The sequence below is a fragment of the Streptomyces sp. NPDC085937 genome, from assembly GCF_044540535.1.
GTDB lineage: Bacteria > Actinomycetota > Actinomycetes > Streptomycetales > Streptomycetaceae > Streptomyces.
In genome coordinates this window covers 13,881-29,486 of record NZ_JBITSH010000022.1, presented here as the reverse complement: position 1 = coordinate 29,486, position 15,606 = coordinate 13,881, and the positions used below count along the sequence as shown (strand labels likewise).

Sequence of the window (15,606 nt, the reverse complement as noted above, 5' to 3'; positions counted from 1 at the left end):
TCGTGAGCACCGAAGCGTATGTGTACGACGCGATCCGCACCCCGCGCGGGCGCGGCAAGGCCAACGGCGCCCTGCACGGCACCAAGCCCATCGACCTGGTCGTCGGCCTGATCCACGAGATCCGCGCCCGGTTCCCCGGACTCGACCCCGCCGCCGTCGACGACATCGTGCTCGGCGTCGTCGGCCCGGTCGGCGACCAGGGCTCCGACATCGCCCGCATCGCCGCCATCGCCGCCGGTCTGCCCGACACGGTGGCCGGCGTCCAGGAGAACCGCTTCTGCGCCTCCGGGCTCGAAGCGGTCAACATGGCCGCGATGAAGGTCCGTTCCGGCTGGGAGGACCTGGTCCTCGCGGGCGGCGTGGAGTCCATGTCCCGCGTGCCGATGGCCTCGGACGGCGGCGCCTGGTTCAACGACCCGATGACCAACCTCGACGTCAACTTCGTGCCGCAGGGCATCGGCGCCGACCTCATCGCCACCATCGAGGGCTTCTCCCGCCGCGACGTCGACGAGTACGCCGCGCTCTCCCAGGAGCGCGCCGCCAACGCCTGGAAGGAGAACCGCTTCGAGCGGTCCGTCGTCCCGGTGAAGGACCGCAGCGGCCTCGTCGTCCTCGACCACGACGAGCACCTGCGCCCCGGCACCACCGCCGACTCGCTCGGGAAGCTCAAGCCGTCCTTCGCGGACATCGGCGAGCTGGGCGGTTTCGACGCCGTCGCGCTCCAGGAGTACCACTGGGTGGAGAAGATCGACCACGTCCACCACGCGGGCAACTCCTCCGGCATCGTCGACGGCGCCGCCCTCGTCGCGATCGGCTCCAAGGAGGTCGGCGAGCGGTACGGCCTCACTCCGCGCGCCCGCATCGTCTCCGCCGCCGTCTCCGGCTCCGAGCCGACCATCATGCTCACCGGCCCCGCGCCCGCCACCCGCAAGGCACTCGCCAAGTCCGGACTGACCATCGACGACATCGACCTCGTCGAGATCAACGAGGCGTTCGCGGCCGTCGTGCTCCGCTTCGTCAAGGACATGGGCCTGTCGCTGGACAAGGTCAACGTCAACGGCGGCGCCATCGCCCTGGGCCACCCGCTCGGCGCCACCGGCGCGATGATCCTCGGCACCCTCGTCGACGAACTGGAGCGCCAGGACAAGCGCTATGGGCTCGCCACGCTCTGCGTGGGCGGCGGCATGGGCATCGCCACCATCGTCGAGCGCATCTGACCCCCTCCCGACGGATCACCTGGAGCACACCCTCATGAGCAGCGAGTCCACCACCATCCGCTGGGAGCAGGACGACACCGGCGTCGTCACCCTCGTCCTCGACGACCCGAGCCAGTCCGCGAACACCGTCAACAAGGCGTTCCGCGACTCCTTCGCCGCGATCACCGACCGCCTGGAGGCGGAGAAGGACTCCATTCGCGGCGTCATCCTCACCTCCGCCAAGAAGACCTTCTTCGCCGGCGGCGACCTGCGCGACCTGATCCGCGTCACCCCCGACACCGCCCAGGACCTGTTCGACGGCGGCCTGGCCTTCAAGCGCCGGCTGCGCCGTATGGAGACCCTCGGCAAGCCGGTCGTCGCCGCCATCAACGGCGCGGCCCTCGGCGGCGGTTACGAGCTGGCCCTCGCCTGCCACCACCGCATCGCGCTGGACGCCCCCGGTTCCAAGATCGGCTGCCCCGAGGTCACCCTCGGCCTGCTGCCCGGCGGCGGCGGAGTGGTCCGCACCGTGCGCCTGCTCGGCATCACCGACGCGCTGCTGAAGGTGCTCCTGCAGGGCACGCAGTACAACCCGCGCCGCGCCCTGGAGAACGGCCTGGTCGACGAGGTCGCCGAGACCCGCGAGGAGATGCTCGCCAAGGCCCGCGCCTTCATCGACGCCCATCCCGAGTCGGCGCAGCCCTGGGACCGCCCCGGCTACCGCATCCCCGGCGGCACCCCGTCGCATCCGAAGTTCGCCGCCAACCTGCCCGCCTTCCCGGCGAGCCTGCGCAAGCAGACCGGCGGCGCCCCCTACCCGGCCCTGCGCAACATCATGGCCGCCGCCGTCGAGGGCGCCCAGGTCGACTTCGAGACCGCGCAGGTCATCGAGGCCCGCTACTTCGTGGAGCTGGCCGCCGGACAGACGTCGAAGAACATGATCCAGGCGTTCTTCTTCGACCTCCAGGCCGTCAACTCCGGTGCCGGGCGTCCCAAGGACGTGCCCGCCCGCAAGGTCACCAAGGTGGCCGTCCTCGGCGCCGGCATGATGGGCGCCGGCATCGCCTACTCCTGCGCCCGCGCCGGCATCGACGTCGTCCTCAAGGACGTCACCCTCGAATCCGCGCTCAAGGGCAAGGCCTACTCCGAGAAGCTGTGCGCCAAGGCCGTCTCGCGCGGCCGCACCAGCCGGGAGAAGGCCGACGCGCTGCTCGCGCGGATCACGCCCACCGCCGAGGTGTCCGACCTCGCCGGCTGCGACGCGGTCATCGAGGCCGTCTTCGAGGACACCTCGCTCAAGCACAAGGTGTTCCAGGAGGTGCAGAACGTCGTCGCGCCGGACGCGCTGCTCTGCTCCAACACCTCCACCCTGCCCATCACCGCGCTCGCCGAGGGCGTCGAGCGGCAGGAGGACTTCATCGGGCTGCACTTCTTCTCGCCCGTCGACAAGATGCCGCTCGTCGAGATCATCAAGGGGGAGCGCACCGGCGACGAGGCACTCGCCCGCGCCTTCGACCTGGTCCGCCAGATCAGCAAGACACCGATCGTGGTGAACGACTCGCGCGGCTTCTTCACCTCCCGCGTCATCGGCCACTTCATCAACGAGGGCGTGGCGATGGTCGGCGAGGGCGTCGAGCCCGCGTCGGTCGAGCAGGCGGCCGCCCAGGCCGGTTACCCGGCCAAGGTGCTCGCCCTCATGGACGAGCTCACCCTCACCCTCCCGCGCAAGATCCGCCGCGAGACCCAGCGGGCGGTCGAGGAGGCGGGCGGCACCTGGACCCCGCACCCGGCCGAGGCGGTCGTGGACCGCATGGTCGACGAGTTCGGCCGCACCGGCCGCTCCGGCGGCGCCGGCTTCTACGACTACGACGAGACGGGCAAGCGCGGCCTGCTGTGGCCGGGGCTGCGCGAGCACTTCACCAAGCCCGGGCACACCGTCCCGTTCCGCGACATGCAGGAGCGGATGCTGTTCTCCGAGGCGCTGGACACCGTCCGGCTGCTGGAGGAGGGCGTGCTGACCTCTGTCGCCGACGCCAACATCGGCTCCATCCTCGGCATCGGCTTCCCCGGCTGGACCGGCGGCGTCCTGCAGTACATCAACGGCTACGACGGCGGTCTGCCCGGCTTCGTGGCCCGCGCCCGGGAACTCGCCGAGCGCTACGGCGATCGGTTCACCCCGCCCGCCCTGCTGGTGGAGAAGGCGGAGAAGGGCGAGGTGTTCAAGGACGCCCGCTGATCACCGGCGGGGCCTTCCGTGACGGACGGCCCCGCCGGGTCACCCCTCCTCGTCGAGCCACTCCCGCAGCTCCTCCTTCAGCGACCGCTGGAAGGTGGTGAGCAGCGCCTGCACCACGAGCGGATGCATGCGGGCGGACAGGGACCGCACGTCCCGCGTGCCCTGGTCCGCCACCGCGTCGCGCAGCAGCCGCGACAGCTCGCGGGCGGCCGCGCGGGAGTGCTCGGTGAGGACCGCGCGGGCGGCCAGGACCGACTCGTGCGACAGCGGCACGTCCAGCAGCTCGACACCGAGCCGCAGCAGACCGGCGTCGACCCGGAAGACCTCGTCGTCCGGGCCGCCGCCGGACCCGCCGGCCCGCTCGACGACGTCCATCGCCGCCAGCCGCTTCAGCTCCTCCTCGCCCAGCGCACGCCCCGCCCGGCGCTCCAGCTCCGTGCGGGAGACCGTCTCCACGGTGCCCGGCGCCCAGGACGCCACCACCGCGCGCTGCACGGCCAGGTCGCGCACGCTCAGATCCGGCGGGAGCTGGGCGAGGTAGCGTTCGATCGCGGCCAGGGTCATGCCCCGGCTCTGCAGTTCCTCGATCAGTTCCAGCCGGGCCAGGTGCTCCCGGCCGTAGCGGCCGACCCGCCGGGGACCGAGCACCGGAGGCGGCAGCAGGCCCTTCGTGCCGTAGAAGCGGACCGTGCGCACGGTGACCCCCGCCCGGGCCGCCAGCTCATCGATCGTCAGGGCCTCGGCTTCGGTCGTCATGTGCAGCAGTATCGCTGTCCCACCGGTGCTGTGACACCTCCGCTGTCGATCCCGTCGCGGCGCGCGACGGCCCTGCGGTGTTCCCGTCCCCACCCCGAGCGGATCGGCCCTGTGACGCAGACCACCGCATGCGCGGGCCCGCATCCGGAAAGGCGCCACCTCGGTCCGTGCCGTGATCGAGCGCGCCGGCCCAGGCCAACCGGACAGCCGGGCGCGAGCAGCCCCGGCGCACCAGAAAGTGGAACCACGCGTGAGCAAGGACGCCGTCACCACGGCAACGGCCGCACCCCCCACCGCGGCCGGAACGCCCGCGGACGCGGGCGACGCCGGCTACAGCAAGGACCTCAAGGCCCGCCACGTCAACATGATCGCCATCGGCGGGGCGATCGGCACCGGCCTCTTCCTGGGCGCCGGAGGACGCCTGCGCGACGCGGGACCCGCCCTGGCGCTGGCCTACCTGGTCGCCGGCGTCTTCGCCTTCTTCGTCGTCCGCGCCCTGGGCGAGCTGGTCCTGTACCGGCCGTCGTCCGGATCCTTCGTGTCGTACGCGCGCGAGTTCCTCGGCGAGAAGGGCGCGTACGTCGCCGGCTGGATGTACTTCCTGAACTGGTCGACCACCGGCATCGCCGACATCACCGCGATCGCGCTCTACACGCACTACTGGAGCGCGTTCACAGACATCCCGCAGTGGGTGCTCGCACTGGTCGCGCTGGCGGTGGTGCTGGCCGTGAACCTGATCTCCGTGAAGATCTTCGGCGAGATGGAGTTCTGGTTCGCGATCGTCAAGGTCGCCACCCTCGTCGCCTTCATGCTGATCGGCGTCTTCCTGCTCGCCACACGCCACGAGGTGGGCGGCGGCACCCCCGGCATCGGCATGATCACCGACCACGGCGGAGTCCTGCCGCACGGCGTGATGCCCGTCGTCCTGGTCATGCAGGGCGTGATCTTCGCCTACGCGGCCCTGGAACTCGTCGGCGTGGCCGCGGGCGAGACCGCCGAGCCGGAGAAGGTCGTCCCCCGCGCGGTGAACTCCATCATGTGGCGCGTCGCCCTCTTCTACGTCGGTTCCGTCGTCCTGCTGGCGCTGCTGCTGCCCGGCTCGATGTACTCGGCCGGCGAGAGCCCCTTCGTCACCGTGCTGTCGAAGATCGGCGTCCCGGCCGCCGGCGACGTGATGAACCTGGTGGTGCTCACGGCCGCCATGTCGTCGCTGAACTCCGGCCTGTACTCCACCGGCCGCATCCTGCGCTCCATGGCCTCGGCGGGCTCCGCGCCGAAGTTCACCGCCCGCATGAACCGCAGCCAGGTGCCCTACGGCGGCATCCTGCTGACCTGCGCGGTGTGCGTGCTCGGCGTCGGCCTCAACTTCCTCGTCCCGGCCCAGGCCTTCGAGATCGTGCTGAACGTCGCCTCCCTCGGCATCATCAGCACCTGGGTGATCATCATGGTCTGCCACCTGGTGTTCGTCCGCCGCGCCCGCGCGGGCCTGCTCACCCGGCCGGCGTTCCGGCTGCCCGGCAGCCCCGTCACCGAGATCGTCACCATCGCCTTCCTGGCGTCCGTCATCGTGCTGATGTGGAACGACCCGGAGGTGGGCCGCAAGACGCTGCTGCTGGTGCCGCTGATCGCCGTGGCGCTGGTCGCCGGCTGGTACGGCGGCGTCCGCCGCAAGGTCGCGGCCGGGCGGTAGGTGACGGGCGGCACTACCGGTGCTCGCCGGTACGGTGCCGCCATGGCCGAGACCAGGTACCGGAGGCGGCGTACCGCGCCTGGCACCCCGACCGCGCCGCGAACGACTTCGGCCTGGGCGCGGTGCAGCTCGTCCAGGCCGAGCGTCACGTGTGGGTGGCCAACATGATCGGCCCGGTCACCGTGTACGACCACGACTGACGCCCCCGCGACCCCACACACCGTCAGACGCCCTCTTCTGCACCGGAGTTCACCGGGGTACCGTCCCGCGCATGCCGATACGCACGCGCCCCACGACCTGGAGAACGCTCGCGACGGCGGCCACCGCCGCCCTGACGGCCACCCTGCTCACCCCCGCCGCGGCCGACGCCGCACCCCGGGAGAGCCGCCCCGTCCACTCCTACGCCGACGCGATCCGCGAGGCCGTCTGGGTGGACACCGGCCTCGACGAGGACCGCGACGGACGCACCGACCGGGTCGCCGTCGACATCGTCCGGCCCCGCGAGGCCGACCGGAAGGGCCGCAAGGTCCCCGTCATCATGGACGCCAGCCCGTACTACTCCTGCTGCGGGCGGGGCAACGAGAGCCAGACCAAGACCTACGACGGACACGGCGACATCGTGCGGATGCCGCTGTTCTACGACAACTGGTTCGTGCCGCGCGGCTACGCCGTCGTCGGCGTCGACCTCGCCGGCACCAGCCGTTCCGACGGCTGCGTGGACGTCGGCGGCCGCTCCGACGTCCAGTCGGCCAAAGCCGTCGTCGACTGGCTGAACGGCCGCGCGAAGGCGTACAGCAGCCGTACCGGAGGCGAACGGGTCCGGGCCGACTGGACCGACGGCAGCACCGGCATGATCGGCAAGAGCTGGGACGGCACCGTCGCCAACGGCGTCGCCGCCACCGGCGTCAAGGGACTGAAGACCATCGTCCCGATCGCCGCCATCTCCACCTGGTACGACTACTACTTCTCCCAGGGCGCCCCGCTCTACGACTCGGGCCCCGACTGGCTCGCCCGCTACGTCCAGACCCCCGAGGCCCGCGAGAACTGCACCGAGGTCGCCCGGAAGCTCACCGACGGCGCCCCGCGCACCGGCGACCGCACCCCGCTGTGGACCGAACGCGACTACGTCCGCGCCGCGAAGAAGGTGCGCGCCAGCGTCTTCCTGGTGCACGGCATGCAGGACCTCAACGTCCGCATGCAGCACGTCGGCCCCTGGTGGGACGCCCTCGGCAAGAACGGCGTACGGCGCAAGATCTGGCTGTCGCAGACCGGGCACGTCGACCCCTTCGACTTCCGCCGCGCGGAGTGGGTGCGCACCCTGCACCGCTGGTTCGACCACGAACTCAAGGGCATCGACAACGGCATCGACCGCGAACCCGTCGCCGACATCGAACGCGGCCCCGACCAGTGGGTCACCTCCACCGCCTGGCCCCCGCGCGGCACGCACCCCGTCACTCTGCGCCCCGCGCGCGGCACCCAGGACGGCGTCGGCACCCTCGGTCTGCGCCGGGACGGCGGCACCGCGTCCTTCACCGACGACCCGAGGCTGAGCGAGACCGACTGGGCCGCCCGGATCGACACCCAGACCCCCGACAAGGCGGGCTTCGTCACCCGCCCGCTCACCCGTGACCTGCGCCTGGCCGGCTCCTCCGAGGTCACCGTCGCCGTCACGCCCAGCACGCCCACGGCCCATCTCTCCGCCGTCCTGGTCGACCTCGGCCCCGACACGATCCGCGACTACGCCGACGCCGGGGAAGGCATCACCACCCTGCCCGAGCGCACCTGCTGGGGACCGAGCACCGAGGGCGACAGCTCCTGCTACCGGGAGACCCGCGCGAGGACCGCCGACGTCGGCCACACCGTCGTCAGCCGCGGCTGGGCCGACCTCGGCGAACACGCCGGCACCGGCCGGGGCGAACCCCTGGTCCCCGGCAAGCGCTACACCCTCACCCTCGACCTGGCCGCCACCGACCACGTCGTCCCGCGCGGCCACCGGCTCGCACTGATCGTCGCCGGCACCGACCGCGGCCTGATCGACCCGCCGGCCGACACCCCGTCACTCACCCTCGACCTGGCCCGCACCACCGCCCGGGTCCCGTTCGCCGGTGGCACGGCCGCCTTCGTCCGCGCCACGTCCGGACCACCCGTCACGACACCGCACGCCGTCCCGGACGGCGTCCGCCCGCCCGCCGCCACCGCCCACCGCGTCCCGGGGGAGACCCGATGAAACGCGCCGTCGTCCTCACCGCCACCGCCCTCACGGGCCTCGCCGCCTCCCTCGTCGCCGCGCCCGCGGCCGGGGCCCACGACACCGCCGCCCCGCCGCGCACCGGCTTCGAACAGAGCGACGGGGCCCGCTGGACCACCCAGCCCGAGGAACGGCGCTTCCTCGAGGCCGTGGACCGCGCGAGCGGCCGGGTCCACGTCAGCCGCATCGGCACGACCGCCCAGGACCGCCCCCTGCGGCTCGTGCGCGTCGGCGCGGACCGGGCCCCGAACACCATCCTCCTGGTGTGCAGCCAGCACGGCGACGAACCCTCCGGCCGCGAGGCGTGCCTCACCACGATCCGCGACCTGGCGTACGCCAAGGACAGGGAGACCCGGCGCTTCCTGGAGCGCACCACGGTGCTCGTCGTCCCCACCGCCAACCCCGACGGCCGGGCCGCCGACACCCGGGGCAACAGCGACGGCGTCGACATCAACCGCGACCACGTCGCCCTCGCGACCGCCGAGGGCCGCGCCCTGGCCGCCGTCATCCGGGACCGGCGGCCCGACGTGATCTACGACCTGCACGAGTACGGCGCCACCCCGCCGTACTACGACAAGGACCTGTTCGACCTCTGGCCGCGCAACCTCAACACCGACCCGGCCGTCCACGACACCGCCCGGTCCCTGTCCGAGGACCACGTCCGTCCCGCCGCCGGGGCCGCCGGGTACTCCACCGGCACCTACGGCATCTGGACCGACCCCGTCACCGGCGACCCGGTCCGCCAGACCGCGGGCGACGGCCAGGAACGCATCCTGCGCAACATGTCCGGCGTCAAGCACGGCGTGGGCCTGCTCATCGAGAGCCGCGTCGACCCCCTCACCGAGGCGGAGAAGGCCGACGAGGCACTCAACAACCGGCGCAGGGTGGACTCCCACCTCGCCGCGCTGGACGGCCTGATCCGGTTCGCGGGGGACCACCGCGCCACGGTCGAGAAGGTCACCACCCGGGCCCGCGCGGCCGGTCACGCCGACCGCGGTCCGGTGTACCTCGGCGGCGCCGACAACGACCCGGCGGAGCCCGCCGAGGTGATCGCCGACCCGCCCTGCGCCTACCGCCTCACGGCCGCTCAGTACGCCGACGTGGGCGACGAGCTGGCGCTGCACGGCGTGCGCGTCCGCGAGGACGGGGACGGGGTGCTCGTGCCGCTGCGGCAGTCGCTGCGGGCGCTCGTCCCGCTGCTCTTGGACGGCCGTGCCGCCTACCACCTGGCCGAAGGACAGGCAGTCACATCTTGCCGATGAGGTGAGTTTTGCGCCATCGGTGGTAAGGGCCTATCGGGAGGAGGGATCTCCGCCCGACGGCTCGGACGAAAGGGTGCCGCCTGTGACGCAGGACCACCACAGCGACAAGGACTCCACGGCAGGCCCGCTGCCCGGCTCCGAGGCGGGCCTGCCCGGGCGGACGCGTCCCAGCACCGACCGGGTGGTGTTCGGTGTCACCGCCGTACTCACCCTGGCCTTCGTCCTCTGGGGAGCCATCGGGACGGACTCCCTGGAGAGCGCGTCCGCCAGCATGCTGGGCGGACTGATGCACAACGGCGGCTGGGGCTTCATGCTGGCCGCCTCCGGCTTCGTGGTCTTCGCGCTGTGGCTCGCGGCCAGCCGGTACGGGCGCATCCACCTCGGCGCCGAGGGCGAGGAGCCGGAGTTCCGCACGGTCTCCTGGATCGCCATGATGTTCAGCGCCGGCATGGGCATCGGCCTGATGTTCTGGGGCGTGAGCGAACCCCTCGCGCACTTCGTGACGCCCCCGCCCGGCACCAGCCCGGCCGACGACGGGGACCGCATGGCGACCGCCATGGCCACCACCCTGTTCCACTGGACGCTCCACCCGTGGGCGATCTACGCCGTGGTGGGCCTCGCCATCGCCTACAGCACCTTCCGCCGGCGCCGCCGGCAGACCGTCAGCGCCGTGTTCACCCCGCTCATCGGCGAGAAGCACGCGAACGGCGCCGGCGGCCGGGTCATCGACGTGCTCGCCATCATCGCGACGATTTTCGGCTCCGCGGCCTCCCTCGGCCTGGGCGCGCTGCAGATCGGCTCCGGCGTGGAGAAGCTCGGCTGGCTGGAAAAGGTCGGCACCGGACTGCTGGTCAGCATCATCGCGGTGCTGACCGTGGCGTTCGTGGCTTCCGCGGTGTCCGGCGTGGAGAAGGGCATCCAGTGGCTGTCCAACATCAACATGGTGCTGGCGGTGATCCTCGCGGTGTTCGTGTTCGTCGCGGGCCCCACCGTCCTCATCCTGGACCTGGTGCCGACGTCGATCTTCGCCTACCTGGGCGATCTGCCCGAACTGGCCGGCCGCACCGAGATCAGCGGCGGCGAGGGCGTCGCCGACTGGCTGGGCAGCTGGACCGTCTTCTACTGGGCGTGGTGGATCTCCTGGACGCCCTTCGTCGGCATGTTCATCGCCCGCATCAGCCGGGGCCGGACCATCCGTCAGTTCATCGGCGGCGTCATCCTCGTGCCCAGCGCGGTCAGCCTCGTCTGGTTCGCGATCTTCGGCGGCTCGGCCATGCGCCTGCAGGAGCAGAACCGGCTCGGTGACGAGACGACCCCCGAGGGCCGCCTGTTCGCGGTGCTGCAGGAGTACCCGATCGCCACCGCCACCAGCCTGCTGGTGATGGTCCTCGTGGGCATCTTCTTCGTCTCCGGCGCCGACGCGGCCTCCGTGGTGATGGGCACCCTGTCGCAGAAGGGCTCCCTGGAACCGAGCCGTTGGGCGGTGGTGTTCTGGGGCGTGGTGACCGGGGCGGTGGCCGCCATCATGCTGCTGGTCGGCAGCGGCCAGGGCGACGCGCTGACCGGTCTGCAGAACCTCACCATCCTCGCGGCGGCGCCGTTCGTCGTCGTGATGCTCCTCATGTGCGTGGCCCTCATGCGCGACCTGCGGCGCGACCCGCTCATCGTGCGCGACCGGATGGGCAGCGAGGCGGTCGAACTCGCGGTCATCGAGGGCCACAAGAAGTACGACGGAGAGTTCGAACTGCGCGTCGGTCCGGGCCGCGGCCCGGACGTCGAGGGCGACCCCATCGGCAAGCACTGACCCGCCCGCGCGGGGCGGACCCTGACGGGAAGCCCGCCCCGCGCACTTCACTCCGTCGCCAGCTCCGCCGCCCGACGCGCACACCCCCAGGCCACGGTGACGCCCGCGCCGCCGTGGCCGTAGTTGTGCACCAGCGTCCGCCCGTCGGGCAGCCGGGTGCGTTCGAGACGGACCGCGTCCCGCGCGGGGCGCAGGCCCACCCGATGTTCCAGCACCCGGGCGTCGGCGATCTCCGGACGCAACGCCGCGCACCGCCGCACGATCGCCTCGGCCACCGCCGGGTCCGGACTGTCGGACCACACGTCCTCCTCGGCCGTCCCGCCCAGCACCAGCCGGCCGGGCTGCGGGAAGAAGTACGCCATCGAGCCGTCCTTGCCCTCGGTGACCATCCAGGTGCGGATGCCCGGGTTCTCCACGACCACCAACTGCCCCCGCACCGGCCGCACCGAGGCATCCGGCACCAGCTCCCGGGCGGCCAGGCCCGTGCAGTTGACCACCACCGGGGCGTCCGCCTCCGCCAGGTCCGTCACCGCGCGCGTCTCCACCGTGCCGCCCGCCGCCGTCAACCGTTCGCGCAGATACGGCAGATGGGCCGCCATGTCGAGCAGCGGCAGCCGGGCCCACAGCCCCCACCCGCCCGGGTACTCCGCCTCCGTCACCGGACGCAGCCCCGGCAGCCGCGCGGCGGCCCACGGGCCCACCTCGTCCATCGGCATCTCGCCGAGTACTCCCTCGACCATCCGTACGCCCGTGGCCTCCGGGCGCAGCGCCAGCTCCTCGTACACCTCCAGCGACCGCAGCGCCCACGCCCGCGCCGACTCCGGGGGATCGATGCGGTACGGCCACCACAGGGCGCCCGCGACCGCCGAGGTGGTGCCCTCGACCGGGTCCCGCGTCCACAGCCGTACCCGTACGCCCCGCTCGGCGAGGACCACCGCCGTGCTCAGCCCGACGACCCCGCCGCCGACCACCACGACACCGCTGTTCGCTTCGCTTCCCATCCGGCGGACGTTAGCGGATGTGCCCGGCCGTGCTCGGGTCCGCTCCCGGGTGGGAATACTCACGGCATGTCTGCCGAGTACGCGACCTTCGGCCTGGCGCCGGCGACCCGGGCCGGGGGCCTCCTCGCCGGCGGTGACTACCAGGTGCACCGCGACTTCGTCGACTTCGTCGTCGACGGACGCCCGCTGCTGTACCGCCTGTCCGACCTCGACGCCGTCTCCCCGCTCGCCTCCGACGTCCCGCCGTCCCTGTTCACCGCTCAGGTCCGGGCGCTGCTGCTGGAGACCGGGGCACCCCTGCCCGGCGGCCGGTACGTCGTCTACGGCTGCCCCGAGTGCGAGGACATCGCCTGCGGCGCCGTGACCGCGGTGATCGAGCGCGACGGCGAGGACGTCATCTGGCGGGACTTCGCCTGGCAGACCGCACAGGACGCCGACCTGGAACGCAACGGCTACCACGGCATGGGCCCGTTCCGCTTCCGCGGGCCCGAGTACCGCGCGGCCCTCTCCGCCCTCCTGGACGGCGACCTCCCGGGCAGCCGCCGCCGCGTCCTGCTCATCGGCGCCCGCGCCGCCCTGCTCGCCCGGCTGGCCGCAGCGCTGCGCACCATCGGCATCGGCGCCGACATCACCCAGAGCGCCGACGGCGTCCCCGCCGACGAACTGCGCGCGTACGGCGCCGTGCTGTTCGGCCGGGCGGTCCCCGCCCGCGAACGCGACACCGTGCGCCGCGTCCTGGCCGGCGCCGGGGCCGAGGTGCCCTGCGTCGACGCACTCGCCCCCGTCGTACCGCTGCTGGTCGCCCAGACCGAACAGGCCCTGGAGGCCGGCCGGGGCGACCGCCGGCGCCTCACCGGCCTCACCGTGACCGGCTCCACCGCGGAGTTCGAGGTCGTCTCCGCCTGCCGCGTCCGGCTCACCGCCCACCGGATCGACCGCCTCTCCCGCGCCCGCAGCCGGGACCTCTTCGACGGGGTCCTCGCACCGGGCCGGCACCGCGTCCCGCTGGACGCCCCGGCGGTCAAGGGGGAGGCGTACGTCGTGGCGCGCACCGCGGGAACGGTGCTGGTCGCAACGGCCCGCCCCTGACCGCACCCTCGCGGCCCGGCGCCCGGGGCAGGCCCTACTATCGGCGGTCTGATGACTGCCACCCTCGTCGCCAAGAACCTCGCCGCCGGGCACGGCGACCGCTCCCTGTTCACCGGGCTCGACCTGGTCGTCGCGCCCGGTGACGTGATCGGCCTGGTCGGCGCCAACGGCGCCGGCAAGTCCACCCTGCTGCGCCTGCTCGCCGGCCTGACCGCCCCCGAGGAGGGCGAGCTGCGCCTCTCCCCGCCCACCGCCACCGTCGGCCACCTCCCGCAGGAACCGGAGCGGCGCCCCGACGAGACCGTACGGGCGTTCCTCGCCCGCCGCACCGGCGTCACCGAGGCCCAGCGCGCCATGGACGAGGCGACCCAGGCGCTGGTCGACGGCGCCCCCGGCGCGGACGACGCCTATGCGACCGCCCTCGAACGCTGGCTGGCGCTGGGCGGCGCCGACCTGGACGACCGCGCCGAGGAGGTCGCCGCGGACCTCGGCCTGGACGTCGGCCTCGACCGGCCGATGACCGCGCTCTCCGGCGGCCAGGCGGCCCGCGCCGGACTCGCCTCCCTCCTGCTGTCCCGCTACGACGTCTTCCTGCTCGACGAGCCGACCAACGACCTCGACCTCGACGGGCTGGAACGCCTGGAACGGTTCGTGGGCGGGCTGCGCGCCGGGACCGTCGTCGTCAGCCACGACCGCGAGTTCCTCACCCGCACGGTCACCAAGGTCCTCGAACTCGACCTCGCCCAGAACGAGATCAACCTCTACGGGGGCGGCTACGAGGCCTACCTGGAGGAGCGTGACGTGGCCCGCCGGCACGCGCGCGACGAGTACGAGGAGTACGCCGACAAGCGGGCCGCCCTGCAGGACCGGGCGCAGACGCAGCGCGCCTGGATGGACAAGGGCGTGAAGAACGCGCGCCGCAAGGCGGGCAACGACAACGACAAGATCGGCCGCAAGTTCCGCAGCGAGGCCGGCGAGAAGCAGGCCGCCAAGGCCCGCCAGACGCAGCGCATGATCGAGCGCCTGGAGGTCGTCGACGAGCCGCGCAAGGAGTGGGAACTGCGCATGGAGATCGCGGCCGCCCCGCGCTCCGGCGCGGTGGTCGCCGCCCTGCGCGACGCCGAGGTGCGCCGTAGCGGCTTCACCCTCGGGCCGGTGTCGCTGCAGATCGACTGGGCGGACCGGGTCGCGGTGACCGGCGCGAACGGCGCGGGCAAGTCGACGCTGCTCGGCGCCCTGCTGGGCCGCGTACCGCTCGACGCCGGACACGCCGCCCTGGGATCGGGCGTGCTGCTCGGCGAGGTCGACCAGGCCCGCGCGCTGTTCCACGGACCGGAAACCCTGCTGGACGCCTTCCGCCCGGCGGTCCCGGACCTCGAACCGGCCGACATCCGCACGCTGCTCGCCAAGTTCGGCCTCAAGGCCGGCCACGTCCTGCGGCCCGCGGCCACCCTGTCACCGGGCGAGCGCACCCGCGCGGCCCTCGCCCTGCTCCAGGGCCGCGGCGTCAACCTCCTGGTCCTCGACGAGCCCACCAACCACCTGGACCTGCCGGCCATCGAACAGCTGGAGGCCGCCCTCGACGCCTACCGGGGCACCTTGCTGCTGGTCACCCACGACCGGCGGATGCTGGACGCCGTCCACGTCACCCGCCGCCTGCACGTCACCGACGGCAAGGTGACCGAACACTAGAGCCCGTCGGGCGGCCTCCGTGCCCCGCGGCGGACGGGACTCAGCGGGCCGCCACCCGCCGCGCCAGGTGCGGGTGGTCGACGACACAGCCGTCCTCGTCGAAGATCAGATCGCTGCGGAAGTCCCCGGAGGCGTACCGCACGCGCCGGGGCCCGAGGTGCGTGTACGTCTGCCGCGACGGCACGACCTCCAGGCCGGGCACGGACACCCACGCCATCAGGAACTCCCGTCCGCCAGGGGCGCGGTGCAGGCCGTGCCGCGGCACCGGCATGGTGTTCGTGAGCGGGCACAGGCCCAGGTCGCAGTCGAGGGCACCGTCCAGGGCGCCGATCGGCTCCCCGTCTGCGGTCCAGCCGCCCCGGCCGTCGTGCCGCAGGTCCAGCGAGCGGCCGCCGGACGCGTCCTCGGCCGTCACCGTCAGCCGACGGGTGACGTACGCGTCCCCGGTCACGAGCTCGTAGGTGATCCAGTACGGCTCCGGAAGCGTCCCGACGGCCCGCCCGCGGGCCCGCAGGCCGTCCCCGTCGAGCTCGGCCCAGGCGGTCTCGTACCCGCCGCTCGCCGTGACCTCCCACGTGATGACCCGCGATGCCGGCACCCTACGAGCGGCACGGGCCGGCCGCGAGAAACAC

The 15,606-nt window shown here is 72.9% G+C and carries 11 protein-coding genes and 1 pseudogene; 9 read left to right on the top strand and 3 right to left on the bottom strand.

Translation table 11 applies throughout. The annotated features are described in order from the left end of the window. The first annotated feature begins 2 nt into the window (after positions 1-2). Positions 3-1,217: an acetyl-CoA C-acetyltransferase gene (locus tag ACIF8S_RS31340; RefSeq protein ID WP_400003693.1), complete on the top strand. Its 1,215-nt coding sequence runs from the start codon at positions 3-5 to the stop codon at positions 1,215-1,217. 34 nt (positions 1,218-1,251) lie between these two features. Beyond that, positions 1,252-3,432, top strand: coding sequence for a 3-hydroxyacyl-CoA dehydrogenase NAD-binding domain-containing protein (locus ACIF8S_RS31335; RefSeq protein ID WP_400003692.1), 2,181 nt, complete (start codon positions 1,252-1,254; stop codon positions 3,430-3,432). Between the two features lie 39 nt (positions 3,433-3,471). Here ACIF8S_RS31335 and ACIF8S_RS31330 read toward each other — a convergent pair whose 3' ends face one another. Beyond that, complete coding sequence (locus ACIF8S_RS31330) at positions 3,472-4,188, bottom strand: MerR family transcriptional regulator (protein ID WP_400003690.1); 717 nt, start codon at positions 4,186-4,188, stop codon at positions 3,472-3,474. 250 nt (positions 4,189-4,438) lie between these two features. On the opposite strand from ACIF8S_RS31330, the gene ACIF8S_RS31325 reads away from it, so the two are divergent. The 5 genes and pseudogenes from ACIF8S_RS31325 (at position 4,439) to ACIF8S_RS31305 (ending at position 11,192) form a co-directional block, all read left to right on the top strand. Further along, the gene (locus tag ACIF8S_RS31325) at positions 4,439-5,878 is read left to right on the top strand and encodes an amino acid permease (protein WP_400003688.1); all 1,440 of its coding nucleotides are present in this window, start codon (positions 4,439-4,441) and stop codon (positions 5,876-5,878) included. Between the two features lie 59 nt (positions 5,879-5,937). Further along, positions 5,938-6,051 (top strand): annotated as a pseudogene (locus tag ACIF8S_RS31320) (Appr-1-p processing protein); the annotation flags it as partial. Positions 6,052-6,149: 98 nt separating this feature from the next. After that, entirely contained in the window at positions 6,150-8,105 is a 1,956-nt protein-coding gene (locus tag ACIF8S_RS31315; protein ID WP_400003686.1) for a Xaa-Pro dipeptidyl-peptidase, read from the top strand. Next, the gene (locus ACIF8S_RS31310) at positions 8,102-9,388 is read left to right on the top strand and encodes a M14 family metallocarboxypeptidase (RefSeq protein WP_400003684.1); all 1,287 of its coding nucleotides are present in this window, start codon (positions 8,102-8,104) and stop codon (positions 9,386-9,388) included. The genes ACIF8S_RS31315 and ACIF8S_RS31310 overlap by 4 nt, the downstream gene beginning before the upstream one ends. Positions 9,389-9,470: 82 nt before the next feature. Then, positions 9,471-11,192: a BCCT family transporter gene (locus ACIF8S_RS31305; RefSeq protein ID WP_400003682.1), complete on the top strand. Its 1,722-nt coding sequence runs from the start codon at positions 9,471-9,473 to the stop codon at positions 11,190-11,192. A gap of 47 nt (positions 11,193-11,239) precedes the next feature. On the opposite strand, the gene ACIF8S_RS31300 is transcribed toward ACIF8S_RS31305, so the two are convergent. Next, positions 11,240-12,193, bottom strand: coding sequence for an FAD-dependent oxidoreductase (locus ACIF8S_RS31300; protein ID WP_400003680.1), 954 nt, complete (start codon positions 12,191-12,193; stop codon positions 11,240-11,242). A 66-nt stretch (positions 12,194-12,259) separates the two neighbouring features. Between ACIF8S_RS31300 and ACIF8S_RS31295 the strand changes: the two genes are divergently transcribed. After that, the gene (locus ACIF8S_RS31295) at positions 12,260-13,282 is read left to right on the top strand and encodes an oxidoreductase (RefSeq protein WP_400003678.1); all 1,023 of its coding nucleotides are present in this window, start codon (positions 12,260-12,262) and stop codon (positions 13,280-13,282) included. A gap of 51 nt (positions 13,283-13,333) precedes the next feature. Next, a complete protein-coding gene (locus ACIF8S_RS31290) occupies positions 13,334-14,974 on the top strand; it encodes an ABC-F family ATP-binding cassette domain-containing protein (RefSeq protein WP_400003676.1) in 1,641 nt (546 codons plus the stop codon). A gap of 40 nt (positions 14,975-15,014) precedes the next feature. Here the strand turns inward: ACIF8S_RS31290 and ACIF8S_RS31285 are convergent, their stop codons facing one another. Further along, a complete protein-coding gene (locus tag ACIF8S_RS31285; protein WP_400003674.1) occupies positions 15,015-15,572 on the bottom strand; it encodes a putative glycolipid-binding domain-containing protein in 558 nt (185 codons plus the stop codon). Positions 15,573-15,606: the final 34 nt, after the last annotated feature.